Here is a 24,384-nt window from a genome sequence, read left to right on the forward strand (position 1 = left end):
GTGGTGCTGGCAGCGGACGCACACGACGCTGGCACCACCACGCACATGCAACAAATGGTTGCGCGTCGGGCCGGGGGCGGCTAGCGTCATGTGCAACCAACGGTTGCAGGAGGTTGCCATGGAGTACGGGACCATCGAGCGGGAGATCTTCGTCGAGGCGTCGCCCGACATCGTCTTCGAGGTGGTGAGCAGCCCCGAGCACCTGTCGAGATGGTGGCCCGACGAGGCCCGCTACACCCCGACCCCCGGCGCGCCCGGGGAGATCGTCTTCGGCGACACCGTCGTCCCGTTCACCGTCGTCGAGGCCCGCCCGCCCCGGACGTTCTCGTTCCGCTGGACCCACCCCGCCGGCGAGACGCCGGTGGAGGGCAACTCGCTGCTCGTCACGTTCGAGCTGACCCCGTCGGGCGCCGGCACCCTGCTGCGGATGACCGAGACCGGCTTCCGGGAGATGGGCTGGGAGATCGCCGTGCTGGAGCAGCAGTACCGGGACCACGTCAGCGGCTGGGACCACTTCCTGCCGCAACTGCCGCCCTACGCCGCGACGCTGGCCGTCCGGCCGTGACCAGCACCCTGGTCGAGCCGGTCGACGACGACCTGTGGTCCGCGATCGGGGACCCGACCCGCCGCCGGATGCTCGACCTGCTGCTCGCCGAGGGCGGCGGCACCGCCACGTCGCTGAGCCGGCAGATGCCGGTGACCCGCCAGGCGGTGGCCAAGCACCTCGGCGTCCTGGACCGGGTCGGTCTGGTCCGGGGCGACCCGGCCGGCCGCGAGCGGCGCTACCGCGTCGACGACGCCCAGCTCGCCCGTGCGGTGGCCCAACTCGCGTCGGTCGGCTCCGCCTGGGACGCCCGCCTGCGGCGGATCAAGCGGATCGCCGAGGAGATCCAGCGCACCCAATCGGAGTGACGAGACGAGGAGATCGAGATGGTGGACATCCTGCACCGGATCGGGGTGCGGACCCCGGACCCCGCGACGGCGTACGAGGCGTTGACGACCGTCGACGGACTGGCCGGCTGGTGGACCGACGACACGACGGGCAGTCCCGAGGTCGGTGGCGTCCTGGAGTTCCGCTTCCCGCCCGGCGGGTTCGACATGGAGGTCGTCGAGCTGCGGCCGTCCGAGCGGGTGGTCTGGCGGGTGGTGGACGGCCCGCCGGAGTGGGTCGGCACCACCGTCGAGTGGGACCTGCGCCAGGACGGCGACTGGACGATCGTGCTCTTCGCCCACCGGGGTTGGCGTGAGCCGGTCGAGTTCATGCACCACTGCGGCACGAAGTGGGGGTCCTACCTGCTGAGCCTGAAGTCGCTGGTGGAGACCGGCGAGGGCGCGCCGTCGCCGCGCGACGTGCGGATCAGCGACTGGCACTGAGCGGATCGGGCCCGGGGCCGGCGAGCAGGGCGCCGTGTTCGGTCCAGAGCCACCGCAGATAGGCGCGCAGTCGCTCCGGGGTGGCGATCCAGCCCTCGTCCGGATAGCGGAGCAACCGGCTGACCTCGCCGGCCACCAGGTCGTACCCGCACGCCCCGGCCTCCGGCACCGGGGCGTGCGGGGCGACCGCCACGGGCAGCGGGACCATCGGCACCCGCAGGCCGGCGTCGTCGGCGGCCCGCAACACGGTGAGGTAGACCCGGACCAGGTGGTACGGGGAGACGACCAGCGCGAGACTGCCGATGCCCAGCTCCCGAACCCGGTCGACGATCCACCGGGCCTGCTGTCCGGTGTCGCCGGCCGGCTCGGCCTGGAGCACGACCCCGTCGACCCGGCGCAGCCCGAGCGCCCGCAGGCGATCCAGCGTGAGCGGGCGGTAGGTCCGCTCGGCCGGGTTGGTGCTCGCCACCAGCAGGTGGCGCAGCGCCCGGTCGGCCTCCCAGGCGCGGATCGCGTCGGTGAGGCGCCAGTCCTCGCCCTGGCCGGTGGGGACCACCAGCGCGTCCACCCGTGTCGCGGCGCGCCCGGGCAGGGTGAGGATCATGGTGACCGCCTCCAGCAACGCCAGGAACCGGTCGGCCGGGACGTCCGCGAGCGCCCCCGCCGGCACGACCCGCGGCAGCGCGCCCGGCGGGCGGGACACACTCGTCACGCCTGGAGATCCTGCCAGCACCCCACCGGAAACGAGTACGGATGCTCATCCGTCCGCCCACCCCGGCCCGGCAGGATCTCCAAATGTGACGACGAGACCTGCGGTGCTCGGCGGGCTGATCCTCGCGGCGGCCACGGCCGGCGCCTGGTGGGCCTGGCTGAGCTGGGAGTCCGGCTGGACCGTGGATCCGGAGACCGGCGCGGCCGGCGGACCGTACGCGGTCCGGCAGGTGGCCGCCGCGGTGCTGACCCTGGTGGCGCTCGCCGTGGCCGGCGGCTGGTGGCTGAACACCTGGCTGGTCGCCTCGGTGATGACGGTGGCGTTCACCGTGCCGTGGGCGGCGCACGCCGCCGCGGGCGACGACAGCGGCCTGTGGGCGATCGGGGCGGCGCTGGTGGCGATCGGCACCGCCATCGGGGCGACGGTGGTCGCCGGCGGCACCGGCTGGCTGCGCCGGCGGGCGGCCTGACGGGGCGACATCGAGATGCCGGGCGACGACCGGGCCGCTGTCTAGGATGGCGGCATGGACGGCCAGGGGCCCGCCGAACCGGCGGGGCCCCTGGGGTCACTGACGTTCGCTCAGGCGAGCGTCTTCAGGTAGTCGGGGTTGGCCTTCAGCCACTCCTCGACCGCCTTCTTCTCGTCGCCCTTGTGCGTGTTGAACATCAGGTCCTCCAGCGACGCGAGCTGGTCACCGTCCATCTTGAACTTCTTCAGCATCGCGGCGACCTCGGGGAAGTCCTCGCTGAAGCCCTGCCGGCCGAACGTGTTGATCTGCTCGGCCTTGCCCAGCGTGCCCTTCGGGTCGGTCAGGTCCTTCAGCTCGTACTTGGCGTAGGCCCAGTGCGGGTGCCAGAGCGTGACCACGATCGGCTTCTTGTCCGCGATGGCGCCGTCGAGCGCGGCCAGCATGGCCGGGGTGGAGGACGTCTTCAGCTTCATCGAGCCGTCCAGGCCGTACTGCGGGAGCACCTGCTCCTGGGTGGCCTTGGTGAGGCCGGCGCCGGGCTCGATGCCGATCATCTCGCCGCCGAACGTACCGGCCTTGCCGGCCAGGTCGGCCAGCGAGTCGACGCCCTCGACGTACTTCGGCACCGCGATGCTGAGGCTGGCGTCGTCGTGCCACACGCCCAGCTTCTCCAGCTTGTCGCCGTACTTCTCCACGTAGGAGGCGTGGGTGAGCGGCAGCCAGCCGTCCAGGAACAGGTCGATGTCGCCGTTCGCGAGGCCGCCGTAGACCAGCCCGGCCTCCAGGTTCTTGAGCTGGACCCGGTAGCCCTTGTCCTCCAGGATGTGCTGCCACAGGTTCGAGGCGGCGATCGCCTCGTCCCAGGCCATGTAGCCGATGGTGATCTTCTTGTCGGCGCCGGACGCGTCGTCCGACTTCTCGCCGCAGGCGGCCGCGCCGCCCAGGGCCAGGGTGGCGGTCACCGCCAGCGCGAGCACGCGCTTCACTGTCGTGAACACAGAATTTCCCTTCCTTTCGGGGTGCCGGCGGTTCCGCGTACGCGGAACCAGGGGTGCCGGCGGGGGAGGGCGACGGTCAGGCGGCCTCGCGCGCGAGGCGCTGGGCCCGCGCGGAGGGGAACCGGTCGCCCACGGAATCGGTGAGCCGGTCGAGCACGACGGCGAGGACCACGACCGCGATCCCACCCTCGAAGCCGCTGCCCACCTCGACCTGGGAGAGCGCGAACATGATCACGTCGCCGAGTCCGCCGGCGCCGACCATGCCGGCGATGACCACCATGGACAGGGCCAGCATGATCACCTGGTTCACGCCGGTCATGATCGTCGGCAGCGCCAGCGGGAGCTTCGTCCGCAGCAGCACCATCCACGGCGGCGCGCCGAAGGACTCGGCCGCCTGCACGATCTCCCTGTCGACCTGGCGCAGGCCCAGCTCGGTCAGGCGGACACCGGGCGGCATGCTGAACACCAGCGTGGCGAGCACGCCCGGCACCGTGCCGATGCCGAAGAAGAAGATCGCCGGGATCAGGTAGACGAACGCCGGCATCGTCTGCATCAGGTCCAGCACCGGCCGGGCCAGGGCGGAGGCCCGCCTGTTCTCGGCCACGAAGACGCCCAGGGGGATCGCCAACAGCAGGGCGAGCACGCTGGCCACGAGCACCTGCGCGAGCGTGCTCATGGTCTCCTCCCAGTACGGCATCCCGGCCACCAGGCCGAGGCCGACCGCGGTGCCGAGGCCGAACTTCCAGCCGCGCAGCCACCAGCCCAGGGCGGCCAGCACCGCGACGACCGCCACGGCGGGTACGCCGTTGAGCAGCTGGTCGAGCGGGCTGACCAGGGCCTCGACCACGGACGCGACAGCGTCGAAGACCGGGCCGAGGGTACGGGTGGCCCAGTCCACCGCGGACTCCGTCCACTCACCCAGCGGGACCCGGGGCAGGGCGGCGTCGAGCGGGGATTCGCGCAGACTCATGCCGACATCTCCTTGTCGCCGACCAGCTCCGCCTCGGCGGGCCCGGTCGCGGGCTCGGCCGGTCGCGGGACCGGCGGGTGCGGGGCCGACGCGTGCGGCGCCTCGTCCGGGGTGGCGCTGGCGAGCGCGCTGAGCAGGGTGATCCGGGGGATCACCCCGGTCAGCCGGCCCCGGTCGTCCAGGACGGCCACCGGGTGCTGGCTCTCCGCGCAGTCGGCGAACAGGTCGGCCACGGCGGTGTCCTCGGTGACGGTGCGGACGCGCTCGCCCGAGACGTACCCGTCGAGGTTGGTCCGGTTCTCCCGCAGCGCGCGCAGCACCTCGTCCTCGGTGACCGTGCCGAGGAACCGCTTCCCCGGCCCGGTCACGTAGACCACCGAGGTCTGGCTCTCCCGCAGTGCCCGGGCGGCGACCCGGGGGCCGGCGTTGACGTCGAGGACGTGGTGCGGCTTCTCCATCACGGAGGCGGCGGTCAGGATCCGGGTCCGGTCCACGTCGGCCACGAACTGCGCCACGTAGTCGTTCGCCGGATCGGTGAGGATCTCCTCGGCGGTGCCGATCTGGACGATGCGGCCGTCGCGCATCATCGCGATCCGGTCACCGAGGCGCATCGCCTCGTTGAGGTCGTGGGTGATGAAGACGATCGTCTTGCCCAGCTCGGCCTGCAACTCCAGGAGCTGGTCCTGGATCTCGCGCCGGATGAGCGGGTCGAGCGCCGAGAACGCCTCGTCCATGAGCAGGATGTCGGTGTCGGCGGCCAGCGCCCGGGCCAGGCCGACTCGCTGGCGCATGCCGCCGGAGAGGTCGTGCGGGAGCTTGTCCGCCCACTCGGTCAGCCCGACCATGCGCAACGCGTCCATCGCGCGTTCCCGCCGCTGCGCCTTGGGCAGGCCGGCGACCTCCAGCGCGTAGCCGGCGTTCTCCAGCACGGTGCGGTGCGGCATGAGCGCGAAGTGCTGGAAGACCATGCTGACCTTGTCCCGGCGCAGCTTGCGCAGCGCGGCCGGCTTGAGCGAGGTCACCTCGACCCCGTCGATCCGGACGCTGCCCGCGGTGGGGCGGAGCAACCCGTTCAGCATCCGGATGAGGGTCGACTTCCCGGAGCCGGAGAGGCCCATCACGACGAAGATCTCGCCGGGGCGTACCTCGAAGGTCGCGTCGATGACGGCGGCCGTGGCCGGCAGGCCGGCCAGCGCCTCGGTGCGCGGTGCGCCGCCCGCCAGGCGTTCCACCGCTTCGTCGGCTCGGTTCCCGAATATTTTGTAGAGCGACTTCACTGCGAGCGCGGACACGATCCCCTCTCCGACGCCGGCCACCGCGGATCGCGCCGGTGGAGGCTGTCTTCGCGTCTCGTCCGTCATATCAACATCGGTCACGTTGTCTGGGCCGTGAGGGCCGGCCGAGAAACCTACCGACGTCATCGCCGCAAATCCAGTCGGGACTGCGGGGAATGTGGAACTGCACACAAAAAACGGCGGTCGAATTCGGTCGTCCGGGCCTTCGGGTGAGCCCGCCCGCACGCTCGGGAGGTGCGTTTTCCCTGATCAGGATGCTTTCTGTCCGAGCTGGCCCGGCGGCGTGAACGTCGGTGAGCGGCACTCTCGAATATGAAGGCGCCGATAGCAAATCGTCGCGTGATTGTCATATTCGGATCCGGTCGAGCAACCGGCGGGTGGTGCGGGAAAGGGGACGCGCCGGACCGCGTGTCGAATTCCGTCGAAACGATTGACGGGAATGTGGCGAGGTGAGGACCACGTCGTGCCACTCCGGTCGACGGGCGCTGGACGGGTCAGGACATACTCGCCGGATGTCCGATCAGGTCCGGCCCCGGCGGGTGGCGGCGGTGGTGTCGCCGATGTTGACCGCGCTGCGCGAAGGCACCCGCGACCACCACGTCGTGGTGGAGCGCCGACTGGCCCTGCCCGACCGGATCCGTGGCCGGGCGGACCTCGGCGGCACGCTCGCCGCGCTGCTCGCCGCCTGGGCGCCGCTGGAACGGGACCTCGCCGCCGCCGACTGGACCGGGTTGCCGGTCGGTGCCCGGCTCGGTGAGGCCGCCGCGCTGCTCCGGGCGGACCTGGCCGCGCTCGGCGTTGGGGGCGGAGTCGCGGCCGACCGGACGTCCGGCGTCCGCCTGGACACCACGCCCCGGGCGGTCGGCGGCCGGTACGTGCTGCTCGGCAGTGCCCTGGGCGGCAGCGTGATCGCCCCCGTGGTGGAGCGCCGGCTCGGCCTGGCCGAGGGGGAGGGGACACGCTTCTTCCGGCGCAGCGGTCGTGCCCCGGGTGCCGACTGGCGGGACTTCCGTCAGGCGCTGGCCGGGCGCGACTGGTCGTCCGCGGAGCGGCACGACGCCGTCGAGGCCGCGCGGCAGACCTTCGAGTTCGTCGGTCGTACCGCGGCCGTCCGGCCCTCGGGCTGACGGCGGCCCGTTCGGCGGCGGTCGTGCCGGTGGTGCCCCGGCCGAACCGGCTCGTCAGGCCGGGCCCAGCTCCCGGGCGACGGTCCGCAGGGCCCGGGTCAGCTCCTTCGCCGAGGGCGCGGCGTCCGGGTCGACCAGCCACTGGGCCGCCACGCCGCCGAGCAGCGCCTGGTGGAACGCGCCGAGCTTGAGCGCGGTCGCCTCGTCCGTGTCCGGGTCGAGGCGGTGGAACACCTCGGCCAGCCCGAGTCGCGCCCGGCGGTTGGCGGCGGCGAACGCCGCGCGCAGGTCGGGGGAGCGGTCCATCCGGGCGATCAGCTCGAACTGCACCGCCCACAGGGGACGCAGCCGGGCGAACGACTCGATGATCCGTTCCCAGGCCAGCTCGAACCGCTGCTCGGGGTCGGCGTCCGGCCCGGCGTCCCGGGCCAGCGCGCGGTCCAGTTCCTCGCCCCACTCCGCCATCGCGCCGACGAGCGCCTCGTCGAGCAGGGCCCGCGTGGTGCGGAAGTGGTAGCCGATGGCGGCCAGGCTGGTGCCGGCCGCGGTGGCCACGTCCCGGGCGGTCGTGGCCGCGTAGCCCTTCTCGATCAGGCAGCGCTTCGCCCCGTCGAGCAGGTCCTCCCGATTACCCATGCCGGACAGCGTACCGAGGTGTTGCAATTCTGTCTTGCACAAACGTCTGACACGCTTGTACCGTCGGCGGCATGACCGATGTGCTGATCTCCGGCGGCGGTGTCGCCGGCTGCGCCCTCGCCTGGTGGTTGCGTCACCACGGCTTCCGACCCACAGTCGTGGAACGGGCCGCCGCGCCCCGCGACGGCGGCTACAAGGTGGACGTCCGGGGCGCCGCCCTGACCGTGCTGGACCGGATGGGCCTGACCGGTTCGGTCCGGGCGCACGACACCGGCATGCGCCTGGCCCGATTCCTCGACCGGCGCGGCCGGCAACTCGCCACCATGGACGCGGCCCTCTTCGGCGGCCGCACGGGAGGCGACGTGGAGATCATGCGCGGCGACCTGACCCGGATCCTGCGGGCGGCGACCGGAGACGTGGAACACTGCTTCGACGAGTCGATCACCGCGCTGCGCCCCACCGCCGACGGCGTGGACGTGACGTTCGCGCGGGGCGCGCGCCGCCGCTTCGACCTGGTGATCGGCGCCGACGGACTGCACTCGACGGTACGACGCCTCGCGTTCGGCCCGGAGTCGGCGTACCTGCGCCCTCTCGGGCACCACATCGCCATCTGCACCGTGCCCGCCGGGTTCGGCGAGGAGCGGGTCGAGCTGCTGCACCCGGCCCCCGGGCGGACCGTCGGCGTCTACCGGACCGCCGGCGCGCCCGACGCCCGGGCGCTCTTCCTCTTCCGCTCGCCGGCCGACGCCCCCGACCACGGCGACGCCGCCAGGCAGCGGGCGTTGCTGGGGCGGGCGTTCGCCGGCTCGGGATGGCGGGTGCCCGAGCTGCTCGCCGCGCTGCCGGACGCGCCGGACCTCTACCTCGACGCGATGAGCCAGGTCCGGATGGAACGCTGGTCGTCCGGCCGCGTCGGCCTGGTCGGCGACGCCGCCCACGCCGCCTCGCCGGCCTCCGGCCAGGGCACCAGCCTGGGACTGGTGGGCGCGTACGTGCTGGCCGCCGCGCTGGCCGAGGCGGGCGGGCAACCGGCGGCCGGATTCGCCGCGTACGAGCGTCGGATGCGGCCGTTCGCCGCGGCGAACCAGGCCCTGGCCGAGCGCAACCTGAAGGGGATGGTGCTCGGCTCGGCCACGCAGATCCGGTTCCAGACGTCGATGCTGCGCCTCCTGCCGCGCCTGCCGGGACGGGAGCGGATGGTCAGCCGGGTGGCCGAGCCGATCCGGCGGGCCTCGGACGCGATCACGCTGCCGGACCCGCCGGCCCGCGCGGTCTGAGGCTCAGGGGCGGTCCAGGCGTTCGGCGTACGCGTCGCGCAGCTCCGCCCAGCCGAAGTCCTTCGCCTCCGCGCCCCGGATCGGGCCGACCGGATCACCGTCGAGCAGATGACCGGCGACGTCGAGGCAGAGATGCCAGCCGGCGGCCACCATCGGGGCGAGGTCGGGCCGGTCGATCCGCTGCCGGACGGTGAGCGTGGTGCCGGCGCCGGCCGGGGCCAGCTCCCAGCGGAGCAGGGCGTCACCCCAGGTGTACTCCAGCAGGCGTGGCCGGTCGGCGCGCAGCACGCGGGCCGGGGCCGGGTGGGCCCGGTCGCCGTCGACGGTGCGCAGCGTGGTCTCGCCAGGGCTGCCGAGGTCGTGGTCGGACCGGAACGGCGCCCACTGCGCCAGCTGTTCCGGGTCGGTGAGGGCGGCCCACACCTTCTCCGGCGGGTGCCGGAGGTCCCGGACGAGCACCAGGTCCCACCGGTCGCCCCCGGGGACCAGCTCGACGTCGGCGAGCGGGCCGGGGCGGAACCTGTCGCGCTGCATGGTCACTCCTGACTGTCGAGGTGGCGCTCCAGGGCGTCGAGGTGCGTGTCCCACATCCGCCGGTAGGGCCCGAGCCAGTCGTCCACCGCCCGCAGCGGTCCGGTGTCGACCCGGTAGATCCGCCGCTGCGCGGCGGTGCGGCAGGTGACCAGGCCGGCCTCGCGCAGCACCCGCAGGTGCTTGGAGACGGCCGGCTGGCTCATCCCCAGCGCGTCCACCAGGTCGCCGACGCTGCTCTCCGCCCGGCGCAGCCGGTCGAGGATGCGGCGGCGGGAAGGTTCGGCCAGTACGGCGAAGGCGTCCACGGACACGCTGGCAATATGCCTCACTGGTTATATGACTGTCAAGGAATGCAGGCGGGCGCTGCCGCGTCGCCGTCGGGTCCATATGCTCGGGGCATGGAACTGCGGATCTTCACCGAACCCCAGCAGGGGGCCAGCTACGACCAGTTGCTCGCCGTGGCGCGCCGCGCGGAGGAGACGGGGTTCGCCGCGTTCTTCCGCTCCGACCACTACCTGAAGATGGGCTCGGTGAGCGGGGACCCCGGTCCGACCGACGCCTGGACCACACTCGCCGGCCTGGCCCGGGACACCACCCGGATCCGGCTCGGCACGCTGATGAGCGCCGCCACCTTCCGCCTGCCCGGCCCGCTGGCCATCACCGTGGCGCAGGTCGACCAGATGAGCGGCGGCCGGGTCGAGCTGGGCATCGGCACCGGCTGGTACGCCGAGGAGCACAGCGCGTACGGCATCCCGTTCCCGGCACTGGGGGAGCGGTTCGACCGGCTGGAGGAGCAGCTCGCGATCATCACCGGGCTCTGGTCCACCCCGCCCGGGTCGACGTTCGACTTCCCCGGCACCTACTACCCGGTCAGCGACTCGCCGGCGCTGCCCAAGCCGGTGCAGCGGCCCCGCCCGCCGATCCTGCTCGGCGGCATGGGCCCGAAGCGTACGCCCCGCCTGGCGGCCCGCTACGCCGACGAGTTCAACCTGCCGTTCGCCTCCGTCGACGACACGAAGGCACAGTTCCAGCGGGTACGCGACGCCTGTGCCGCGATCGACCGGGACCCGTCCACCATGACCTGGTCCAACGCGCTGGTGCTGTGTTGTGGGCGCGACGACGCCGAGGTGGCCCGACGCGCCGAGGCGATCGGCCGGGATCCCGACGAGCTGCGCGCGAACGGCGCCGCCGGCACACCTGCCGAGGTGGTCGACACGCTCGGTCGGTACGCCGAGACCGGCAGCGATCGCGTCTACCTCCAGGTGCTCGACCTGGCCGATCTGGACCACCTGGAGCTGGTCGCCGCCGAGGTGATGCCGCAGCTCTGAGCCCCGGCTCGGCCTGGCTCGGTTCGGCCTGGCCTGGCCTGGCTCGGTTCCGCCTGGCCTGGCTCGGTTCCGCCTGGCTCGGTCCGGCTTGGTCCGGCTCGGCTCGGTCCGGCTTGGTCCGGTCCGGCTCGGCTCGGCTCGGTCCGACTCGGCCCCGAGCTTCCTCAGCCGGCCCAGCACGGTCGGGAGGAGATTTCTCGCCAAGCGCGATATGACTCAGAGTCATAATTATGACTCTGAGTCATATGGGTTCGAGGTGACACTGCTTCTGACGGAGCGTTGCGGAGGGTGACCGTGCGCTCGGAACAGCGGCTTGTTGTCGGGCGAGCGATTCGCTGAGCCTCCGTGGCCAGGTGAGAGTCGAGCTGGCTGACAGCCGGCGTTGAAACCGGGGCGGCGCGGGACGGCCCTGCGACCGGGGCGGGTGCCTGATGGGACCGACGGACGCCGGCCCGCCGGACGCGCCTGAGGGCGGGGCGGAACCGGGATGCCGGACGACCCGCGCCGGAACCGATGGCCGGGGACCGGGCCCGGGCCGGAACCGATGGCCGGGACCGAGGGCGGGCCGGGCTGGGGCCGGGCTGGGGTTAGGACCGGGCAGGGCAGGGACCGGGCATGGCCGGGGCAGGGACCAGGCCATGGCCGGGGCAGGGCGGATCGGGGCGGGTCCGGAGCACGCCGGGACGGCCTGGCGTCGCACCTTGGGCGGGCCGTGGTCGGCCGGGCCGGGTCAGCCGGCCGTCGCCCGCCGCACCGTGTCGAGCCGGCCGTCCCGGTCGCTGTCCAGGTACGTGACGTCCGGGACGCCGTCGCCGTCCAGGTCGACCTGCACGACGTCGGCCACGCCGTCGCCGTCGAGGTCGGTCACCACCTCGACGGATCCGTCCAGGTGCCGGGTCACGATCGACCGGCCCTGCCCGGAGCGCGGCGGCGGGCCTGGCCGGGGCACCGGGTCCGGCTCGGGCTCCGGCGTCGGCGTCGGGGCCGGCGCGGTCGCGTCAGGCGCCGCGCCGATGAGGTCGGGGTCCACCCCGGTCGGATCGATCTCCTCCTCCGACGGGTACACGTCGCCGCGGAGGCTCGGGTCGCGGTAGCTGCTCATCCGTCCAGGATTCCCGCTCGGCCCCCGGAGCAACCCTGTCCGCGCCGGATGGCGCATGATGCAGCCCATGACCGACACCAACTGGGCCGGGAACGTGCGCTGGTCGGCGCGGGACCGGCACCGGCCGACCTCGGTGGACGAGGTGCGCCGGCTGGTCGCCGGGGCGGACCGGGTCCGGGCCGTCGGCACCGGCCACTCGTTCAACCGGCTCGGCGACACCGCCGGCACGCAGATCACGCTCGCCGGCCTGCCGCCGACCGTCGCGCTCGACCCCGACCGGCGCACCGTCACGGTCGCCGCCGGCGTGCGCTACGGCGACCTGGCCACCGCGCTCCACAACCAGGGGTACGCGCTGCGCAACCTCGCCTCGCTCCCGCACATCTCGGTGGCCGGCTCGGTCGCCACCGCCACCCACGGATCCGGCCCGGCGAACGGCAACCTGGCCACCGCCGTGGCGGCGCTGGAGCTGGTCACCGCCGACGGTGACCTGCTCACCGTCGACCGTACCGACCCGAGGTTCGCCGGGCTGGTGGTCAACCTGGGCGCGCTGGGCGTGGTCACCCGGCTCACCCTCGACGTGGTGCCCACGTTCGCGGTGCGGCAGTACGTGCGGCTGGGCCTGCCCCGCGCCGCGCTGGACGAGGCGCTCGACGCCGCGTACAGCGTCAGCGTCTTCACCGGGTGGCGGTCGGACCGCTTCGACCAGGTGTGGATCAAGCAGGACGCCGATCAGGCGCCGCCCCCGGCCGACTGGCTGGACACGGTGGCCGCCGACACGCCCCGGCACCCGGTGCCCGGCATGTCGCCGGAGCACTGCACCGCCCAGCTCGGCGAGGCCGGGCCGTGGCACGAGCGCCTGCCGCACTTCCGGCTCGGCTTCACCCCGAGCAGCGGCGACGAGCTGCAGTCCGAGTGGCACGTGGCCCGCGCCGACGCGGCGGCGGCGCTCGCCGCGCTCGACCCGGTCGCCGGGCGGATCGCCGCCGTGCTCCAGGTCTGCGAGCTGCGGACGGTGGCCGCCGACGAGCTGTGGCTGAGCCCGAACTTCCGGCGGGACACGCTGGCGGTGCACTTCACCTGGGTCGGTGACCCGGTGGCGGTGGCACCGGTGCTGGCCGAGGTGGAGCAGCGGCTCGCCCCGTTCGCGCCGCGCCCGCACTGGGGCAAGCTCTTCGAGCGTGATCCGGCGCCCGCGTACCCCCGGCACGGCGACTTCCGGGCCCTGCTGCGCGAGTTCGACCCGGACGGGAAGTTCCGCACCCCGGAGATGGACGTCTACTTCCCCCGCGACTGATCTCAGCGCCCGGCGGGCATCTGCTGGCGCAGGCTGCCGCGCTGCACGGCGCGGCTGATGTCGCTGGGCGAGACGATCCCGACCAGCCGGTCGTCGACCACCACCAACGCCCGGCCGTCGGTGCACTCGTTGAGCCGGGGGAGCAGGTCGTTGAGCTGCTCGTCGGGGCGGGCGAGCACCAGCTCGTCGGCCCGGCAGGACACCTCGGCCAGCGTGGTGGAGGCGCGGCGGTCCGCCGCGATGCCGCGTACCCGGTCGAGCGTGACCAGGCCGACCGGCCGGCCGTCGGCGGTCAGTGGCAACGTCGAGTGCCGGTACGCGAAGAGGTAGTGGTCGACGAAGTCGGCCACGGTCAGGTCGCCGGACGCGGTCTGCGGCTGCGGCGTCATCACGTCGCCGACCCGGATGCCGCGCAGCGCGTCGCCCATCCGGGCGGCGCGCTCCTCCTGGCCGGCGGCGCCGATCAGGAACCAACCGATCAGCGCCAGCCAGAGCCCGCCGAACCCGGCGCCGACCAGGAACCGCCACAGCCCGAGGCCGATCAGCAGGATGCCCAGCACCCAGCCGGCGCGCGCGGCCACCACCGAGGCCCGGGTCCGGTCGCCGGTGGCCTTCCACACCGCCGCGCGCAGCAGCCGCCCGCCGTCCAGCGGCGCGGCCGGCAGCACGTTGAAGACCGCCAGCAGCACGTTGATGCCGGCCAGCCAGGACAGCGCACCGAGCAGCAACCCGCCCCCGCCGGCCGCCGCGACCGCCACCGCGATCGTGCCGAACACCACGCCGATGATCAGGCTGACCAGGGGTCCGACGCCGGCGATCCGCAGCTCGGCGCCCGGGTCCTTCGCCTCGCCCTTCAACTCGGCGACGCCGCCGAAGAGCCAGAGCGTGATCCCCTCGACCTCGATGCCGTTGCGCTTGGCCACCACCGCGTGCGACACCTCGTGGGCGAGCAGGCCGACGAAGAAGACCACCGCGGCGGCCAGGCCGGCGGCGACGTAGGCGAGCGTCGAATTTCCCGGGTACGAGCGCGGGAACAGGCTCGCCGACAGCGACCAGGCGATCAGCACGAAGATGACCAGGACGCTCCAGTTGACGCCGACGGGTACGCCCGCGATCCGGCCGAGCCGGAAACTCGCCCTCATGTCCCTGTCATACCCGGCGCGGGCACCCCCACACCAGGGCCGAACGGCACCGCGCCGTGGCCCACCGATCAGTCAGCGGTTCCGGCCGGCGCCACCCAGGTCGTCGGCTGACCGGTGATCGCCGTGATCAGGTCGAAGTCGCCGTCGTAGTGCAGCACCGTCGCACCATGTCGTTCGGCGGTGGCAGCGATCAGCAGATCGGCCATCGAGAGCGCCCGGTGGCTGCCCTTGTGCAGCGCCTTCACCTGTACGTCGATCGCTCTGTCCCAGATGTCGTCAGGCATCGGAAGCCAGTCGAATCCGCGCAGCAACCATCGGACCCGTTGCGCCTCCTTGGCCGAGCGGGCGCTGTGCACGACCTCGATCTCGATCGCGCCGCAGACAGCCAGCAGACCCCGATCGGACAACTCGTCGAGCACCGGCGCCACAGCGGGCTTCGGCCATCTGGCCAGCGCGGACTTGTCGAGAAGATAGTGCTCGCGCGTCATGCCGCTTCGTGCTTCGTCGCCTGCTGCGGGTCGGTGAGGTCCGGCAGGCCGCCGCTCTTGAGCCAGTCGGCGAACTCCCGCCGCTTCTCGCGGTTGACCACCGCCTGCAGTGCGGCGTTGACGGTGGCCTTCTTGGTGCCGGTGCCGAGGATCTCGGCAGCCTCGGCCAGGAGATCGTCATCGACGTCGAGGATGGTTCGGGACACCGTGTGCTTCCTCCTCCGGCAGGCGAACGGTGCCATGATATCAATTTCTCTCGGCGGAGATATATCCTGCTGCTTTCCGATTCGTCGCGGGTCAGTGCCGGGGCGCCTCGCTGACCACGGTCGGGGAGAACTCGTTCGCCGCCTCCACCGCCCACTCCAGCGCGAAGTCCGCCTCCTCCTCCCAGCCCGGTTCGCCGCCGACGAAGTGTGACCGGCCGGGGAACTCCCGGTAGCTGGTGATCGCGGTGGAGCTGCGGTAGAGGTTGGCCAGGCTGACGGCCAGCGACGGCGGGATGACGTGGTCCTCGCCGCCGGCGGTGATCAGCAGCGGGGCGCGGTCGCCGCGCGTGCGGTCGATCTCGGTGGCCGAGTGCGGGTCCAGGTTGGCGAACGAGCCCTCGAACAGCACGTGCCCGGCGCCGGGGACGGCGTACCGCTCCCAGGCGGCGTCGGACTGGTCCTGGCTGATCGTGTTGCCGAAGGCGTACCGGAAGTCCTCGGCGGTGAACGGCACCGCGCGGTGCCGGTTGGCCGGGTTGTGCAGGATCGAGAAGCCGGAGCGCAGCGTGCTCAGCGGTAGCTTGAGCACGCCCTTGACCGGCGCGGGGTGCACGCCGACGACGGCCGCGCCGAGGCGGCGGTCGAGCAGCAGTTGGGCGATCAGGCCGCCGAACGAGTGCCCCATGACGATCGGCGGGCGGGGCAGCTCGCGGATGATCGCCGCGTAGTGGTCGACGATCGTGGCGATCCGCTGCCCGGCGATCGGGGTGGGGTCGGCGCGCAGCTCGGCCGGCTCCCGGTCCATGCCGGGCCAGGCCGGGGTGAGCACTCGGAAGCCGCGCGCCGCATAGCGCTCGGCCCAGTGCTCCCAGCTGCGTGAGGTCATCCAGAGCCCGTGGATGAGCACGATCGTGTCGACCCGTCCCGTCGGTACACCCATGCCGCGGGTTACCCGGCCCGGTGGCCCTCACTCCCGGCCGGCGCCGTCGCGGCCAGCCCGTCGATCAGCAGGTCCAGGCCGAAGCCGAAGCGCTCGTCCCCACCGCCGGCCATCAGCTCGTCCAGGTGGCCCAGGATGCGCGGGTACGTCGGCGCGGGCAGGCCCTGGTAGTACGCCCGGAGCTGCCGGTGCATGTTCGCCCACCACGTGGGCGGGTCCTGCCCGGCGGCGCGGGCCTTCTCCGCGTACAGCGCGCCCTCGTAGGCGTCGCCGGCGATGTAGAGGAAGAGCCGGTCCAGGAACCAGGCCGCCCGCTGGGGCGGCACGCCGCCGGCCAGCAGGATCTCCAGCATCCCCTCGGTGACACGCAGTGCGTTCGGGCCGGTGGGGATGGTGGCGAGCGAGGCGAGGGCCAGGTTGGTGTGGGTGGCGTACACCCGGTACGCCTGCCACGCGACCTCGCGGATCTGCTCGGCCCACCGCGCCGGGTCCGGCGCCGGGACCACGATGTCGGCGCTGGCCCGGTCGACCAGCAGTTCGAGCAGCTCCTCCTTGCCGGAGACGTGGGCGTAGAGCGACGCCGGCCCGGTGCCCAGCTCCTGGGCGACCCGCCGCATGCTCAGCGCGCCCAGCCCCTCGCGGTTGATCAGGGCGAGCGCGGTGTCCACCACCGCCTGCTGGCTGAGCGGGCGGCGGGGGGCCGGCCGGCTGCGGGCGCGGGTACGCCACGGCGGGGCGGGCTGGTCGCTCACGGACACCTCCGGCGGTCGGGACTCGAACATCGTACTTGCCGCGAACGCCGTTCGTTGCTAGAACGGTGTTCGACAGCGAACACTGTTCGACTCGATCGGGGGAGCCATGACCACCGAAACCGTGACGCCGGAGCGGGCGGGCGCGCCCACCACCGGCCACCGCTGGCGCTGGATCGCGCTCGCGGTGATCCTCAGTGCCGAGGTGATGGACCTGCTCGACGTGCTGGTCACCAACCTCGCCGGCCCGGCGATCCGGGCAGACCTCGGCGGCTCGCCCGCCGTCATCCAGTGGCTCGGCGCCGGCTACACCCTGGCCATGGCCGTCGGCCTGGTCACCGGCGGCCGGCTCGGCGACCTGTACGGCCGGCGCCGGATGTTCCTGGTCGGGGTGCTCGGCTTCACCGCCGCCTCGGCCCTGTGCGCGCTGGCCGCCGGCCCCGGCACGCTGATCGCCGCCCGCGTCGTGCAGGGCCTCTTCGGCGCCCTGCTCCTCCCGCAGGGGCTCGGCCTGATCAAGGAAATGTTCTCCGCCGACGAGCTGGCCGCCGCCTTCGGCGCCTTCGGCCCGGTGATGGGCCTCTCCGCGGTCGGCGGTCCGATCCTGGCCGGGTGGTTGGTCGACGCCGACCTGGCCGGCACCGGCTGGCGGGCCATCTTCCTGATCAACGTGCCGCTCGGCCTGCTCGCCGCGCTCGGCGCGCTCTGCTTCCTGCCCGAGTCCCGGGCCACCCGGGCCACCCGCCTCGACCTGCCCGGCGTCCTGCTCGTCTCGCTCGGCGCGGTGCTGCTGGTCCATCCACTGGTGCAGGGACGGGAACTGGGCTGGCCCTGGTGGACGCTGGCCATGCCGGTCGGCGCGGTCCTGGTCCTCGCGCTCTTCGCCCGCTACGAGCTGGCCCGCCAGCGCGCCGGCCGCGACCCGCTGGTCGTGCCGACGCTGTTCCGTCGCCGCGCGTTCACCGGCGGGCTGGTCGCGGGCCTGGCGTTCTTCACCGCGCTGACCGGCTTCTCGCTGGTGTTCAGCCTCTATCTCCAGCTCGGCCTGGGCTGGTCACCGCTGCGCACCGGCCTGGCCTCGGTCCCGCAGGCGCTCGGCATGGTGCTCGCGTTCGTGCTGGCCGGCGCCGGCCTGGCGCGGCGTCTCGGCCGGCGGCTGATCCACCTCGGCCTGGGGGTGGTGGTGGCCGGCGTGGCCGGGATGCTGCTCACCCTGCGTCTGGTCGGCGACGACGTCACCCCGTGGCGGCTGACGCCCGCGCTGCTCGCGGTCGGCTTCGGGATGGGGCTGGTGATGGCGCCCTTCTTCGACATCGTGCTCTCCGGGGTGGACGAGGAGGAGACCGGCTCGGCCTCCGGCACGCTCACCGCCGTCCAGCAGCTCGGCGGCGCGCTCGGCGTGGCCCTGCTCGGCACCGTCTTCTTCGACGTCGCGACGGCGGGGGTCGGCCACGCCGTGCGGGTCACCCTCGTCGCGGAGCTGGGCCTGCTGCTGGTGACGATCGCCGGCGCGTTCCTGCTGCCCCGCCGCGCCCGCGAGGGCGTCGCACACTGACCAGGCGCGCCCGGGTGGCGGCCCTGCCGCCCGGGCCGCCCTGACAAATGTCACGGGCGGAAGGTGACGGCTGCTCCCGGGTCCGGTGCGTCGCGGGCCGGAGCATCGTGGACATGACCGACACCGCACCGGCCGTCGAACTGGCCGGACTCACCAAGACCTTCGGCCCGGTGACCGCCGTCGACGGGCTCAGCCTGCGGATCACCCCCGGTGAGGTGGTGGCCTTCCTCGGCCCCAACGGCGCCGGCAAGACCACCACGGTGGACATGCTGCTCGGGCTGGCCCGCCCGGACGCGGGCGCCGTCCGGCTCTTCGGCGGCACCCCGGCCGACGCCGTCCGGCTCGGCCGGGTCGCCGCCGTGATGCAGACCGGCGGCCTGCTCAAGGACCTCACCGTCACCGAGACGGTACGGATGACCGCGCACTTCTACGGCCACACCCGACCGGTCACCGAGGTGCTGGAGCGGGCCGGCATCGCCGAGATCGCCGACCGGCCGGTGGGTCGGTGCTCGGGCGGCCAGCAGCAGCGACTGCGGTTCGCGCTGGCGCTGCTGCCGGATCCGGACCTGATGGTGCTGGACGAGCCGACCACCGGCATGGACGTCGAGGGGCGGCGCGACTTCTGGCAGGCGATCCGGGCCGACGCCCGCTCCGGCCGTACCGTCCTGTTCGCCACCCACTACCTGGACGAGGCGGACGCGTACGCGGACCGGATCGTGCTGGTCCGCCAGGGGCGGGTGGTGGCCGACGGGACCACCGCGGAGATCAAGAACCTGGCCGCCGGCCGGGTGGTGCGGGCCACGCTGCCCGGCGCCGACCAGGCCGCGCTCGCCGCGCTGCCCGGCGTGCGCTCGGTCGAGGTACGCGGCGACGCGATCCTGGTGCACAGCGAGGACTCCGACGTGGTCGCCCGGCACCTGCTGACCCGGACCGACGCCCGGAACCTGGAGATCACCTCCCGCAACCTCGAGGACGCGTTCCTCGCCCTCACCGCCGCCTGACACCGACCTTCCCGGGAGCATCGCCATGACCGCCACCTCCTCGCCCACCACCACCGAGCCCCGCCGGGCCGACCGCCGGCCCCCCGCGCTCGGTGGCTTCTGCACCCCGGTGCTCGCCATCGAGATCCGCCGGGTGCTGCGCAACCGTCGCACGCTGATGTTCATCCTGGTCATGCCGGCGGTGTTCTTCCTCCTGTTCGGACTGCCCTCGCGCGGCGAGAAGCTGGACAACGGCCTGCCGGTCACCGGTTGGATCATGATCAGCCTGGCCGTGTACGCGGCCATGGTCGCCACCACCAGCGCCGGCGCCGCCGTGGCCACCGAGCGCGCGCTGGGCTGGAGCCGGCAGCTGCGGCTGACCCCGTTGCGTCCCGCCGCGTACGTGGCGACCAAGGTGGCCACCGCGATGGTGCTCGGGCTGCTCGGCGTGCTCGTCGAGTTCGCCGTCGGCGCCGCCTCCGGAGTCCGGCTGCCGGCGCACGTCTGGTTGGAGTCCGGCCTCACCGCCTGGATCGGCTCGCTGGTCTTCGCCGCGTTCGGCCTCTTCGTCGGCTACCTCGCCCCGGCCGAGAACGTCATGCAGTTCATGGGCCCGGCGCTGGCCATCCTGGCCATGCTGGGCGGCCTGTTCGTTCCCCTCGATCTGCTGCCCGACGTGATGCGGCAGATCGCCACGTTCACCCCGGTGTACGGGGTCGGTCAGCTCGCCCGCGCGCCGCTGACCGGCACCGGGGTGGACTGGGCGGCGGTCGCCAACGTGGCCGCCTGGACCGCGTTCTTCGGCCTCGGCGCGGCCCGGCTGTTCCGCCGGGACACCACCCGGGTCTGAGCGGGGTCTAGCGTGGTCGGCGTGACGTCGACGCCCGACCGGGTCCGGCCGGTGAACCGCCACTGGCGGTTCACCGGCTGGCTGCTCGCGGCGGTCTGGCTCTTCTTCCTCAACATCCCGTTCGTCACCGCCCTGCACCAGCCGGAGCTGTGGCGGCGGGTGCTCGGGCTCGCCTCGGTCATCGCCTTCGGCGTCGCGTACGTGCTGATCTTCGAGTGGGGTCGGGCCTGCCGGCAGCAGCACCGCCCGGTCCCGCCGGGACGGGCCCGGCTGCTGATCGCGCTGCTGCTCGCGCTCGGCCTGGTCGGCATCCCGGGCACCGGCGGCGACTGGCTGGCCACGCTGGTCTTCGTGGCCGCCGCCGCGGTGTTCCTGCTGCCGCCGGTGGAGTCGCTGGTCGTGGTGGCGCTGGCCGCCGCGACCCCGCCGGTGACCTCGCGCCTCGTGCCGGGCTGGGAGGCGGAGAGCACCGTCGTCTTCGCGGTGCTGCTCGCCTCGTTCGCCATGTTCGGCGTGAGCCGGCTGGCCCAGCGCAACGCCGAACTCCAGGCCGCGCAGCAGGAGATCCGCCGGCTCGCGGTGGCCGAGGAACGCGCGCGGACGGCCCGCGACCTGCACGACATCCTCGGGCACTCGCTGACCGTGGTGGCGGTCAAGGCCGAGCTGGCCGGCCGGCTGCTGGAGCTGGACCCGGCCCGGGCGGCGACCGAGATCGCCGACGTGGAGCGGCTGGCCCGGGAGGCGCTGGCCGACGTGCGGGGCACCGTCGGGGCGTACCGCGGGGTGGACCTGGCGTCCGAACTGGCCGGAGCCCGGTCGGCGCTGGCCGCCGCGGGCATCGTCGCGGAGCTGCCGGAGACGGTGCCGGAGCTGCCGACGGACCGGGACGAGCTGTTCGGCTGGACGGTCCGCGAGGGGGTGACGAACGCGGTGCGGCACAGCGGCGCGCGGCGCTGTGTGATCCGGGTGGACCCGGCGGCGGTGGAGGTCCGCGACGACGGTCGGGGACCGGCCGGAGAATCGGCGGGCGCCGGGCACGGCCTGGTCGGGCTGCGGGAGCGGGCGGCCCGGTTGGACGCGACCGTGACGGTGGCCCGAGCGCCCGGCGGGCGCGGTTTCCTGCTCCGGGTCGCGGTGCCGGACACGAACGGGAGGGACCGCGGGTGACCGAGCCGATCCGACTGCTGCTCGCCGACGACCAGGCGCTGGTGCGCGGCGCGCTGGCCGCGCTGCTGTCGCTGGAGCCGGACCTGACCGTGGTGGCCGAGGTGAGCCGGGGCGACGAGGTGGTGCCGGAGGCGCTGCGTACCCGCCCCGACGTGGCGTTGCTCGACGTGGAGATGCCCGGCCTGGACGGGGTGGCCGCCGCGGCCGCGCTGCGCGGCGCGCTGCCCGCCTGCCGGGTGCTGGTGGTGACCACGTTCGGTCGGCCCGGCTACCTGCGCCGGGCGATGGAGGCGGGCGCGAACGGCTTCGTGGTCAAGGACACCCCGGCCCGGCAGCTCGCCGACGCGGTGCGCCGGGTGCACGCCGGCCTGCGGGTGGTCGACCCGACGCTGGCCGCCGAGACGCTGGCCACCGGGTCGAGTCCGCTCACCGAGCGGGAGACCGAGGTGCTGCGCACGGCCCGGGGCGGCGGCACGGTGGCCGAGCTGGCCGCGACGCTGCACCTGTCCGAGGGGACGGTCCGCAACCACCTCTCGTCCGCCATCGGCAAGACCGGCGCCCGCAACCGCGCCGACGCCGTCCGGGTCGCCGAGGCCAACGGCTGGCTGCTCGGGTAGAAGGAAGGGCCCCCTATTAACGCCTCCGGTAGAGGAAGGGCCCCTTCTTAACAGGGAGTGTTAAGAAGGGGCCCTTCCTTGCACGGCCGGGCGGTCAGGGGAGGCGGTCGACGACCACGAGGCCGGTGCCGGGTTCCAGTTCGGCGAGGAGTTGGCGCTGGGCGCTGCGGGTCAGCCGGATGCAGCCGTTGGTGACGTTCTCGCCGAGCGTGTCGTCGTTGTACCAGCTGTGCAGTCCGATGTGGGCGCCGCGCAACCCGGTCGGCACCGCGTCCGGGTCGTCGGGGATCGCGCCGAGGGCGAAGATGTCGACGCCGCCGTAGACGTCCTGCGGGGGTGGGGTGCGACCCAGCACGAACGTGCGACCGAGCGGGGTGAGCTGGCCGGACATGCCGAGGCTGACCGGCCAGGAGCGCACCGCACGCCCGTCCCGGTTCCAGGTGAGCCGGTGCGTGCGGCGCTCCACCACGATCTGGTCGCGCAGCGCCACGGTGGTCCAGCCGCCGGACGGCAGCCAGCCGACGGTGCGGTTGGCCGAGGGGAGCAGCACCGCGGTCCAGCCGGCCCGGCGTTCGACGATCGGCACGGTCAGCCGGACCCCGCTGATGGTCGGGGCGAGGAAGGCCAGCGGCCGTCCGCCGGGCGCGTCGTAGGCGGCCACGTTCCGGTCCGGGCGCAGCCCTTCGCCGAGCGGGCTGGTGTCGGCCGGGGCCGGATCGGCCGGGAAGCCGCGGGGCGCCGGGTCGTAGGTGATCACCGGGAGGTCGGTCGGTGCGGGCGCGGCGGGCGGGACGGACTCCAGCGGCGACGGGCTCGGTGAGGCCGTCGGGGACGTCGGCGGCGCGGCGACGGTCGGCGCGGGCGGCGGAGCGCCGGCGGTGAGCGCGCGGCCCACCAGCAGCGCGACGACCAGCAGCAGCGGTACGCCGAGCGCGGCGAGCAGCCAGCCGGGAGGCCGGCGCGCGGAGAACCGGTCGAACAGCACGAAACTGACTGTAACCGAACGGAAGCCCCCGTACCGCGAAGTGCGGCACGGGGGCTTCCGGGTGAGGTCAGCTCAGTTTCGCGCCGACGTGGATGGCGATCGCGTCGTGCGCGTTGACGGTGGCCGCGAACCAGCCCGCCGAGTCCACGGTGATCACCGGTCCGCTGCACGAGCCGTTGCTGAACGTGCCGTGGATGACGTCGCAGTAGCGTCCGGCCGGCAGGCCGGTGTAGTACGACCGGCCGCTGATCGCGGAGTCCTCGTCGTTGACGGTCAGGTAGCCCTTGCCGGCCCGGCTGAACGCGATGTGCTGGTAGCCGTTGTCGTACCAGTTGGTGACGCCGGCGCCTTCGGTGGCGTTGCGGAAGCCGACCATGTTGGCGATGACCGGCCAGCGGTGCTCGCACTCCCAGCCCGAGTAGCAGGTGGTGTTGGTGACCTTGTTGCTGCCGTCCGACGGGGGACCCTGGTCCCGACCGGAGTACGTGAAGCTCGACATCACCGCCGGGGTGCCGTACGGCCAGGCCAGCATGAAGGCGTTGGCCAGGGCGTACTCGCCGCGGTCGCGGTAGGTGAGCACGCCGCCCTCGCGCTGGGTGTCGTGGTTGTCGGTGAAGACCACCGCCTTCGCGCTCGACAGGTAGCCCCAGGACTCGCCGAAGTTGCGCAGGTACGCCAGCCGCTCGTTGTTGAACATCCGGGCCAGGTCCTTGCCGTACCGGAACTCGTGCACGTCGCCGTTGCCGGTGTACTCGGTCGGCTGGACCGGCTCACCCGCGCCGTAGATGACCTCCTGCACCAGGTACGCCGGCCGGGACAGCTTGGCCTTGATCGCCGCGATGTCGGCGGCCGGCATGTGCTTGCTGCCGTCCAGCCGGAACCCGTCGACGCCGAGCGAGAGCAGGTCGTTGAGGTACGTGGCCAGCCGGGTGCGGACGTAGTCCGACTCGGTCTTGAGGTCGGCGAGGTTGACCAGCTCGCAGTTCTGCACCTCGTACCGGTCGTTGTAGTTGGCGATGTCGTTGTTGCCGTTGCGGCCGCAGTAGTGGAAGTCCTGCGACGAGTAGACGCCCGGGTAGTTGTAGTGGCCGTACGACGTCCCGGCCCAGCCGGTGCCGCCGTTCTCCTGCCCGGACATGTGGTTGACCACGGCGTCGACGATCACCTTGACGCCGGCGTTGTGGCAGGTGTTCACCATGGACTGGAACTGGGCCCGGGTGCCCTTGCGGGACTCGATCCGGTAGCTGACCGGCTGGTAGGACACCCACCACGGGCTGCTGTTGACGTGTTCCTGCGGCGGGGACACCTGGACGTAGCCGTAGCCCTTGGGGCCGAGCGTGCTGGTGCACTCGCTGGCCACCGACGTCCAGTTCCACTCGAAGAGCTGGACGATGACCTTCTTGCTTCCGGGGGTCGCGGCGGCGGCCGGGGGAGCCGCCACTGTGGTCGGGACGAGCAGGCTCGCGGCCAGGCCCAGGACGAGGGCCGCGGCGCGGCATCGGCGTCGATGCATCAGGACTCCTGCGGGGTGCGGGGGTGCGGGGGAGTGGAGCCTGGGGAGGGCGTCAGTGCCGGCTTCTTGCAACCGG

28 protein-coding genes are annotated in these 24,384 nt (G+C 73.3%); 13 read left to right on the plus strand and 15 right to left on the minus strand.

The window, feature by feature from the left end; all coding sequences use genetic code 11:
* Positions 1–118 precede the first annotated feature (118 nt).
* Genes CO540_RS26835 through CO540_RS26845 form a run of 3 tightly spaced genes read left to right on the plus strand, consistent with a single transcriptional unit; the run spans position 119 to position 1,374 of the window.
* Positions 119–565 (plus strand): SRPBCC family protein, encoded by a 447-nt coding sequence (locus CO540_RS26835; RefSeq protein WP_099164088.1) that lies wholly within the window; start codon positions 119–121, stop codon positions 563–565.
* Positions 562–912 carry a metalloregulator ArsR/SmtB family transcription factor gene (locus CO540_RS26840; RefSeq protein WP_099164089.1) on the plus strand — a complete coding sequence of 117 codons (351 nt, stop codon included), beginning with the start codon at positions 562–564 and terminating at the stop codon, positions 910–912. Before CO540_RS26835 ends, CO540_RS26840 begins: the two co-directional genes overlap by 4 nt.
* An 18-nt stretch (positions 913–930) precedes the next feature.
* On the plus strand, positions 931–1,374 hold the full coding sequence (locus tag CO540_RS26845; RefSeq protein ID WP_099164090.1) for an SRPBCC domain-containing protein: 444 nt from the start codon (positions 931–933) through the stop codon (positions 1,372–1,374).
* Here CO540_RS26845 and CO540_RS26850 read toward each other — a convergent pair.
* On the minus strand, positions 1,358–2,086 hold the full coding sequence (locus tag CO540_RS26850) for a hypothetical protein (protein WP_253866214.1): 729 nt from the start codon (positions 2,084–2,086) through the stop codon (positions 1,358–1,360). The genes CO540_RS26845 and CO540_RS26850 overlap by 17 nt on opposite strands.
* 85 nt (positions 2,087–2,171) lie before the next feature.
* Between CO540_RS26850 and CO540_RS26855 the strand changes: the two genes are divergently transcribed.
* On the plus strand, positions 2,172–2,555 hold the full coding sequence (locus CO540_RS26855) for a hypothetical protein (protein WP_099164091.1): 384 nt from the start codon (positions 2,172–2,174) through the stop codon (positions 2,553–2,555).
* A gap of 110 nt (positions 2,556–2,665) precedes the next feature.
* Here CO540_RS26855 and CO540_RS26860 read toward each other — a convergent pair whose 3' ends face one another.
* The 3 genes from CO540_RS26860 to CO540_RS26870 form a co-directional block, all read right to left on the minus strand.
* Complete coding sequence (locus tag CO540_RS26860; RefSeq protein ID WP_099164092.1) at positions 2,666–3,553, minus strand: glycine betaine ABC transporter substrate-binding protein; 888 nt, start codon at positions 3,551–3,553, stop codon at positions 2,666–2,668.
* Between the two features lie 76 nt (positions 3,554–3,629).
* Complete coding sequence (locus tag CO540_RS26865; RefSeq protein WP_099164093.1) at positions 3,630–4,523, minus strand: proline/glycine betaine ABC transporter permease; 894 nt, start codon at positions 4,521–4,523, stop codon at positions 3,630–3,632.
* Positions 4,520–5,815 (minus strand): glycine betaine/L-proline ABC transporter ATP-binding protein, encoded by a 1,296-nt coding sequence (locus CO540_RS26870; protein WP_253866216.1) that lies wholly within the window; start codon positions 5,813–5,815, stop codon positions 4,520–4,522. The genes CO540_RS26865 and CO540_RS26870 overlap by 4 nt, the downstream gene beginning before the upstream one ends.
* A gap of 515 nt (positions 5,816–6,330) precedes the next feature.
* On the opposite strand from CO540_RS26870, the gene CO540_RS26875 reads away from it, so the two are divergent.
* Positions 6,331–6,945: a biliverdin-producing heme oxygenase gene (locus tag CO540_RS26875; RefSeq protein WP_099164095.1), complete on the plus strand. Its 615-nt coding sequence runs from the start codon at positions 6,331–6,333 to the stop codon at positions 6,943–6,945.
* 54 nt (positions 6,946–6,999) lie between these two features.
* On the opposite strand, the gene CO540_RS26880 is transcribed toward CO540_RS26875, so the two are convergent.
* Positions 7,000–7,581: a TetR/AcrR family transcriptional regulator gene (locus CO540_RS26880; RefSeq protein WP_099164096.1), complete on the minus strand. Its 582-nt coding sequence runs from the start codon at positions 7,579–7,581 to the stop codon at positions 7,000–7,002.
* 71 nt (positions 7,582–7,652) lie between these two features.
* On the opposite strand from CO540_RS26880, the gene CO540_RS26885 reads away from it, so the two are divergent.
* Positions 7,653–8,858 (plus strand): FAD-dependent monooxygenase, encoded by a 1,206-nt coding sequence (locus CO540_RS26885; RefSeq protein ID WP_099164097.1) that lies wholly within the window; start codon positions 7,653–7,655, stop codon positions 8,856–8,858.
* A gap of 3 nt (positions 8,859–8,861) precedes the next feature.
* Here CO540_RS26885 and CO540_RS26890 read toward each other — a convergent pair whose 3' ends face one another.
* Both CO540_RS26890 and CO540_RS26895 read right to left on the minus strand, forming a co-directional pair.
* A complete protein-coding gene (locus tag CO540_RS26890) occupies positions 8,862–9,392 on the minus strand; it encodes an SRPBCC family protein (RefSeq protein ID WP_099164098.1) in 531 nt (176 codons plus the stop codon).
* A 2-nt stretch (positions 9,393–9,394) separates the two neighbouring features.
* Positions 9,395–9,703 carry a helix-turn-helix transcriptional regulator gene (locus tag CO540_RS26895; RefSeq protein ID WP_172967944.1) on the minus strand — a complete coding sequence of 103 codons (309 nt, stop codon included), beginning with the start codon at positions 9,701–9,703 and terminating at the stop codon, positions 9,395–9,397.
* A gap of 87 nt (positions 9,704–9,790) precedes the next feature.
* Here CO540_RS26895 and CO540_RS26900 point away from each other — a divergent pair, with 87 nt between their 5' ends.
* Complete coding sequence (locus tag CO540_RS26900; RefSeq protein WP_099164099.1) at positions 9,791–10,720, plus strand: LLM class F420-dependent oxidoreductase; 930 nt, start codon at positions 9,791–9,793, stop codon at positions 10,718–10,720.
* Positions 10,721–11,450: 730 nt separating this feature from the next.
* Here CO540_RS26900 and CO540_RS26905 read toward each other — a convergent pair.
* Positions 11,451–11,822, minus strand: a complete 372-nt coding sequence (locus CO540_RS26905) for a hypothetical protein (protein ID WP_099164100.1) — start codon at positions 11,820–11,822, stop codon at positions 11,451–11,453.
* A gap of 67 nt (positions 11,823–11,889) precedes the next feature.
* Here CO540_RS26905 and CO540_RS26910 point away from each other — a divergent pair, with 67 nt between their 5' ends.
* Positions 11,890–13,116, plus strand: coding sequence for an FAD-binding protein (locus CO540_RS26910; RefSeq protein ID WP_099164101.1), 1,227 nt, complete (start codon positions 11,890–11,892; stop codon positions 13,114–13,116).
* 2 nt (positions 13,117–13,118) lie between these two features.
* Here CO540_RS26910 and CO540_RS26915 read toward each other — a convergent pair whose 3' ends face one another.
* From CO540_RS26915 to CO540_RS26935, 5 genes are all read right to left on the minus strand, one after another.
* Positions 13,119–14,258 (minus strand): site-2 protease family protein, encoded by a 1,140-nt coding sequence (locus CO540_RS26915; protein ID WP_099164102.1) that lies wholly within the window; start codon positions 14,256–14,258, stop codon positions 13,119–13,121.
* Positions 14,259–14,326: 68 nt separating this feature from the next.
* The gene (locus tag CO540_RS26920) at positions 14,327–14,746 is read right to left on the minus strand and encodes a PIN domain nuclease (protein ID WP_099164103.1); all 420 of its coding nucleotides are present in this window, start codon (positions 14,744–14,746) and stop codon (positions 14,327–14,329) included.
* A complete protein-coding gene (locus CO540_RS26925) occupies positions 14,743–14,952 on the minus strand; it encodes a type II toxin-antitoxin system VapB family antitoxin (RefSeq protein ID WP_099164104.1) in 210 nt (69 codons plus the stop codon). Before CO540_RS26925 ends, CO540_RS26920 begins: the two co-directional genes overlap by 4 nt.
* A 91-nt stretch (positions 14,953–15,043) precedes the next feature.
* Complete coding sequence (locus CO540_RS26930) at positions 15,044–15,892, minus strand: alpha/beta hydrolase (RefSeq protein WP_099164105.1); 849 nt, start codon at positions 15,890–15,892, stop codon at positions 15,044–15,046.
* 8 nt (positions 15,893–15,900) lie between these two features.
* On the minus strand, positions 15,901–16,644 hold the full coding sequence (locus CO540_RS26935) for a TetR/AcrR family transcriptional regulator (protein ID WP_099164963.1): 744 nt from the start codon (positions 16,642–16,644) through the stop codon (positions 15,901–15,903).
* 106 nt (positions 16,645–16,750) lie between these two features.
* Here CO540_RS26935 and CO540_RS26940 point away from each other — a divergent pair, with 106 nt between their 5' ends.
* The 5 genes from CO540_RS26940 to CO540_RS26960 all read left to right on the plus strand — a co-directional run bounded on the left by CO540_RS26940 (position 16,751) and on the right by CO540_RS26960 (position 21,810).
* Complete coding sequence (locus tag CO540_RS26940) at positions 16,751–18,196, plus strand: MFS transporter (protein WP_099164106.1); 1,446 nt, start codon at positions 16,751–16,753, stop codon at positions 18,194–18,196.
* Between the two features lie 113 nt (positions 18,197–18,309).
* Positions 18,310–19,197, plus strand: coding sequence for an ABC transporter ATP-binding protein (locus tag CO540_RS26945; protein WP_099164964.1), 888 nt, complete (start codon positions 18,310–18,312; stop codon positions 19,195–19,197).
* A gap of 25 nt (positions 19,198–19,222) precedes the next feature.
* Positions 19,223–20,026 carry an ABC transporter permease gene (locus CO540_RS26950; protein ID WP_099164107.1) on the plus strand — a complete coding sequence of 268 codons (804 nt, stop codon included), beginning with the start codon at positions 19,223–19,225 and terminating at the stop codon, positions 20,024–20,026.
* A 21-nt stretch (positions 20,027–20,047) separates the two neighbouring features.
* On the plus strand, positions 20,048–21,193 hold the full coding sequence (locus CO540_RS26955; RefSeq protein ID WP_157779182.1) for a sensor histidine kinase: 1,146 nt from the start codon (positions 20,048–20,050) through the stop codon (positions 21,191–21,193).
* A complete protein-coding gene (locus tag CO540_RS26960; RefSeq protein ID WP_091572455.1) occupies positions 21,190–21,810 on the plus strand; it encodes a response regulator in 621 nt (206 codons plus the stop codon). The genes CO540_RS26955 and CO540_RS26960 overlap by 4 nt, the downstream gene beginning before the upstream one ends.
* Positions 21,811–21,904: 94 nt before the next feature.
* Here the strand turns inward: CO540_RS26960 and CO540_RS26965 are convergent, their stop codons facing one another.
* Together CO540_RS26965 and CO540_RS26970 are read right to left on the minus strand one after the other, a co-directional pair.
* Positions 21,905–22,795 carry a L,D-transpeptidase gene (locus tag CO540_RS26965; RefSeq protein ID WP_099164109.1) on the minus strand — a complete coding sequence of 297 codons (891 nt, stop codon included), beginning with the start codon at positions 22,793–22,795 and terminating at the stop codon, positions 21,905–21,907.
* A 67-nt stretch (positions 22,796–22,862) separates the two neighbouring features.
* The gene (locus CO540_RS26970) at positions 22,863–24,308 is read right to left on the minus strand and encodes an alpha-amylase family protein (protein WP_099164110.1); all 1,446 of its coding nucleotides are present in this window, start codon (positions 24,306–24,308) and stop codon (positions 22,863–22,865) included.
* Positions 24,309–24,384 lie beyond the last annotated feature (76 nt).

The sequence above is a fragment of the Micromonospora sp. WMMA2032 genome (assembly GCF_002688545.1).
Lineage (GTDB): Bacteria > Actinomycetota > Actinomycetes > Mycobacteriales > Micromonosporaceae > Micromonospora > Micromonospora sediminicola.

Bases quoted from the DNA above. Each gene is read 5' to 3' on its own strand.
- CO540_RS26835 (WP_099164088.1), top strand. From the start codon at position 119: ATGGAGTACGGGACCATCGAGCGGGAGATCTTCGTCGAGGCGTCGCCC.
- CO540_RS26845 (WP_099164090.1), top strand. From the start codon at position 931: ATGGTGGACATCCTGCACCGGATCGGGGTGCGGACCCCGGACCCCGCG.
- CO540_RS26865 (WP_099164093.1), bottom strand. From the start codon at position 4,523: ATGAGTCTGCGCGAATCCCCGCTCGACGCCGCCCTGCCCCGGGTCCCG.
- CO540_RS26875 (WP_099164095.1), top strand. From the start codon at position 6,331: ATGTCCGATCAGGTCCGGCCCCGGCGGGTGGCGGCGGTGGTGTCGCCG.
- CO540_RS26880 (WP_099164096.1), bottom strand. From the start codon at position 7,581: ATGGGTAATCGGGAGGACCTGCTCGACGGGGCGAAGCGCTGCCTGATC.
- CO540_RS26885 (WP_099164097.1), top strand. From the start codon at position 7,653: ATGACCGATGTGCTGATCTCCGGCGGCGGTGTCGCCGGCTGCGCCCTC.
- CO540_RS26890 (WP_099164098.1), bottom strand. From the start codon at position 9,392: ATGCAGCGCGACAGGTTCCGCCCCGGCCCGCTCGCCGACGTCGAGCTG.
- CO540_RS26900 (WP_099164099.1), top strand. From the start codon at position 9,791: ATGGAACTGCGGATCTTCACCGAACCCCAGCAGGGGGCCAGCTACGAC.
- CO540_RS26905 (WP_099164100.1), bottom strand. From the start codon at position 11,822: ATGAGCAGCTACCGCGACCCGAGCCTCCGCGGCGACGTGTACCCGTCG.
- CO540_RS26910 (WP_099164101.1), top strand. From the start codon at position 11,890: ATGACCGACACCAACTGGGCCGGGAACGTGCGCTGGTCGGCGCGGGAC.
- CO540_RS26915 (WP_099164102.1), bottom strand. From the start codon at position 14,258: ATGAGGGCGAGTTTCCGGCTCGGCCGGATCGCGGGCGTACCCGTCGGC.
- CO540_RS26920 (WP_099164103.1), bottom strand. From the start codon at position 14,746: ATGACGCGCGAGCACTATCTTCTCGACAAGTCCGCGCTGGCCAGATGG.
- CO540_RS26930 (WP_099164105.1), bottom strand. From the start codon at position 15,892: ATGGGTGTACCGACGGGACGGGTCGACACGATCGTGCTCATCCACGGG.
- CO540_RS26940 (WP_099164106.1), top strand. From the start codon at position 16,751: ATGACCACCGAAACCGTGACGCCGGAGCGGGCGGGCGCGCCCACCACC.
- CO540_RS26945 (WP_099164964.1), top strand. From the start codon at position 18,310: ATGACCGACACCGCACCGGCCGTCGAACTGGCCGGACTCACCAAGACC.
- CO540_RS26950 (WP_099164107.1), top strand. From the start codon at position 19,223: ATGACCGCCACCTCCTCGCCCACCACCACCGAGCCCCGCCGGGCCGAC.
- CO540_RS26970 (WP_099164110.1), bottom strand. From the start codon at position 24,308: ATGCATCGACGCCGATGCCGCGCCGCGGCCCTCGTCCTGGGCCTGGCC.